The organism is Streptomyces sp. Ru72 (genome assembly GCF_002920635.1).
In the GTDB taxonomy this organism is placed as follows: Bacteria; Actinomycetota; Actinomycetes; order Streptomycetales; family Streptomycetaceae; genus Streptomyces.
The window spans coordinates 1-3,751 of record NZ_PQSR01000212.1; the positions used below are offsets into that span (position 1 = coordinate 1).

Sequence of the window (3,751 nt, forward strand, 5' to 3'; positions counted from 1 at the left end):
CGGACTTCGTGGAGTTCGTCGACGCCGCCCACCAGCGGGGCATGCGCGTGATCATCGACTTCGTGATGAACCACACCAGCGACCAGCACCCGTGGTTCCAGGAGTCGCGTGCCAACCCCGACGGCCCCTACGGCGACTACTACATGTGGGCCGACGACGACAAGAAGTATCCCGATGCCCGGATCATCTTCGTCGACACCGAGGCCTCCAACTGGACCTACGACCCGGTGCGCAAGCAGTACTACTGGCACCGGTTCTTCTCCCACCAGCCGGACCTCAACTACGAGAACCCGGCCGTCCAGGAGGAGATCCTGGCGGCTCTCCGTTTCTGGCTGGACCTCGGCATCGACGGCTTCCGCCTCGACGCCGTCCCGTATCTGTACGCCGAGGAGGGAACGAACTGCGAGAACCTTCCGGCGACGCACGAGTTCCTGAGGCGGGTGCGGAAGGAGATCGACGCGCAGTACCCGGACAAGGTGCTGCTGGCGGAGGCGAACCAGTGGCCGGAGGACGTGGTCGACTACTTCGGCGACTACGCATCCGGCGGCGACGAGTGCCACATGGCCTTCCACTTCCCGGTCATGCCGCGCATCTTCATGGCCGTGCGGCGTGAGTCGCGCTACCCGGTCTCGGAGATCCTGGCCAAGACCCCGGCGATCCCCTCGGGCTGCCAGTGGGGCATCTTCCTGCGCAACCACGACGAGCTGACCCTGGAGATGGTCACCGACGAGGAGCGCGACTACATGTGGGCGGAGTACGCCAAGGACCCCCGCATGCGCGCGAACATCGGCATCCGCCGCCGGCTGGCCCCGCTGCTGGACAACGACCGCAACCAGATCGAACTGTTCACCGCGCTGCTGCTGTCGCTGCCCGGCAGCCCGATCCTGTACTACGGCGACGAGATCGGCATGGGCGACAACATCTGGCTCGGTGACCGCGACGCGGTGCGCACCCCGATGCAGTGGACCCCGGACCGCAACGCCGGTTTCTCCTCCTGTGACCCGGGCCGCCTGTTCCTGCCCACGATCATGGACCCGGTCTACGGCTACCAGGTCACCAACGTGGAGGCGTCGATGTCGTCGCCGTCCTCGCTGCTGCACTGGACCCGCCGCATGATCGAGATCCGCAAGCAGAACCCCGCGTTCGGCCTGGGCTCCTACACCGAGTTGTCCTCCTCCAACCCCTCCGTGCTCGCCTTCCTGCGGGAGGCCCCCTCAATCGACGGAAAGGGGGACGACCTGGTGATGTGCGTGCACAACTTCTCCCGTTTCGCGCAGCCGACCGAGCTGGACCTGCGGCAGTTCGAGGGCCGGCACCCGGTGGAACTGATCGGCGGGGTCCGCTTCCCCGCCATCGGGGAACTGCCCTACCTGCTCACCCTCGCAGGCCACGGCTTCTACTGGTTCCGCCTCCGCGAGAACGTCCCCCAGGCCACCAAGGTCAACGTGTTCGTGACCAGTTGAACCAGGGCCGCTGACGTCGGCCGGCACGGAAAGGACGCGAGGCCATGCCGAAGACCCAGACCGCAACGCTCAGCCAGGACGGCCTCGGCCCCGCCTCGCTGCTGCCCTCGCTCTCCGGTCTGCTGCGGGAGTGGTTGCCGCGCCAGCGCTGGTTCGCCGGCAAAGGGCGGTCCGTCACGGATCTGACCCTGCTGTCGGTGACCGAACTGCACCCCGGCTGTCTGCACGTCCTGGCCCGCGCCGACTGCGCCGGGCACTCGTCGACCGCCGCGCCGGGGCACGACTGCTACCAACTGCTCCTCGGCACCGGGGAGTCCCTGTCCCCACGGGTCTCCCCGGCGGTCCTCGGGCGGGCGAGCGAGGGACCTCTGGCCGGGCTGCTGGTGTACGACGCCCTCCAGGACCCGCGCTCGGCGTCCCTGCTCCTGGAACGGCTGCGCACGCCGGGCACCGCGGGCGCCCTCCGTTTCGAACGCGACAGACGGGTGACCATACCCACCGGGCTCGCGCCCCGCCTCCTGGAAGCCGAGCAGTCCAACTCCTCCCTGGTGTACGGCGACGCCTACATCCTGAAGGTCTTCCGCCGGGTGAGACCCGGGATCAACCCCGACCTGGAGGTGCCCTGGGCCCTGGTACGACAGGGCTGCACCTGCGTCCCGGCGCCGATGGCCTGGTTCCGCACCTCCAGCCCCTGGGCCGCGACGCTCGGCGTGCTCCAGCCCTTCCTGCACGGCGCCGCCGACGGATGGACACAGGCGCTCGCCGCCCTCGCGGCCGGGCGGGAGTTCACCGAGGAGGCGTACGAACTGGGGCGGGCCACCGCCGAGGTGCATATGGCCCTCGCCGCCGCCTTCCCCGTCGAACCCCAGGGCCCACCCGACACCGGACCCCTCACCGCCGGCATGGTCGAGCGGCTGCGGGACGCCACCCACGCCGTGCCGGAGCTGCTGCCGTACGCCCAAGGGCTGCGCTCCGCCTTCACCGAACTGGCCGCACTCGACAGGCCCCGGCCCGCCCAGCGCATCCACGGTGATCTGCACCTCGGCCAGGTGCTGCGGGCCGAACACCGGTGGCACGTGATCGACTTCGAGGGCGAACCGGCCCGCCCGCTCCCCGAACGGCGCCGCCCGCAGTCCCCGGTCCGCGATGTCGCGGGCATGCTCCGCTCCTTCGACTACGCCGCCCATGCCCGCCGACCGTGGCAGCCCGAGTGGGCGCTGCGCTGCCGGGAGGCGTACTGCGCGGGCTATGCCGTCGAGGCGGGCTGGGACCCGCGCGCGGAACCGGCGCTGCTGCGCGCCTACGAGACGGACCGCGCCGTGTACGAGGTCCTGTACGAGGCCCGTCACCGGCCCGACTGGCTGCCGGTGCCCATGGCGGCGATCGCACGCCTCGCCCGACGCCCCCGCGACAGGAGGCCCACGCCGTGACCACGCACACCGCACCCCCGCCCCCGCTCGCCTCGCCGCACCTGGGCACCCCGGCACCCGCGCCCGTGCCCGCCGGTGACCGGGAGCGGCTGCTGGCCGGCACCCACCACGATCCGCACTCCGTACTCGGCGCGCACCCGGTGCCGGACGGGATGGTCTTCCGCGCGATGCGGCCGTGTGCGCTCTCGGTCACCGTCGTCATCGGCGATGCCTGGGCCGAACTGCACGACGACGGCGACGGCTTCTTCTCGGCCCTGCTGCCGGTGCGGGACGTGCCGGACCACCGGCTGCTCGTGGCGTACGCGGACACCGTCCAGGAGACCGACGACCCCTACCGTTTCCTGCCCGCGCTCGGCGAGTTCGACCTGCACCTGATCGGTGAGGGACGCCACGAGGAGCTGTGGAAGGCACTCGGCGCCCACCCCATGACCCACCAGGGCGTGACCGGCACCCGCTTCACGGTGTGGGCGCCGAACGCCCGAGGGGTCCGGCTGTGCGGGGACTTCTGCCACTGGGACGGCCGTGCGTACCCCATGCGCTCGCTCGGTTCCTCCGGAGTGTGGGAGCTGTTCGTGCCCGGTCTCGGCCCCGGGACGCGCTACAAGTTCGACATCGCGCGACCCGACGGCAGCCACACCGTACGCGCGGACCCCATGGCCCGCCGCACGGAAGTGCCGCCGGCGACCGCCTCGATCGTGACCGAGTCGACGTACGAGTGGCACGACGACGCATGGATGGCGCACCGCGCGGACACTCCCGTGCATCGTGCGCCGTTCTCGGTGTACGAGGTGCACCTGCCGTCCTGGCGGCCGGGGCTGACCTACCGGCAGCTGGCCGAGCATCTCCCCGCCTACGTCG

General features: G+C 70.9%; 2 protein-coding genes and 1 pseudogene. All 3 read left to right on the forward strand.

Translation table 11 applies throughout. The annotated features are described in order from the left end of the window. The coding region (gene treS, locus C3488_RS39375) for a maltose alpha-D-glucosyltransferase (protein WP_103845604.1) at window positions 1-1,463 on the forward strand (1,463 nt) is incomplete at its 5' end. A gap of 44 nt (window positions 1,464-1,507) precedes the next feature. After that, window positions 1,508-2,893: a phosphotransferase gene (locus C3488_RS39380; RefSeq protein WP_103845605.1), complete on the forward strand. Its 1,386-nt coding sequence runs from the start codon at window positions 1,508-1,510 to the stop codon at window positions 2,891-2,893. A 41-nt stretch (window positions 2,894-2,934) separates the two neighbouring features. Then, window positions 2,935-3,751, forward strand: a pseudogene (locus C3488_RS39385) (1,4-alpha-glucan branching enzyme); the annotation flags it as partial.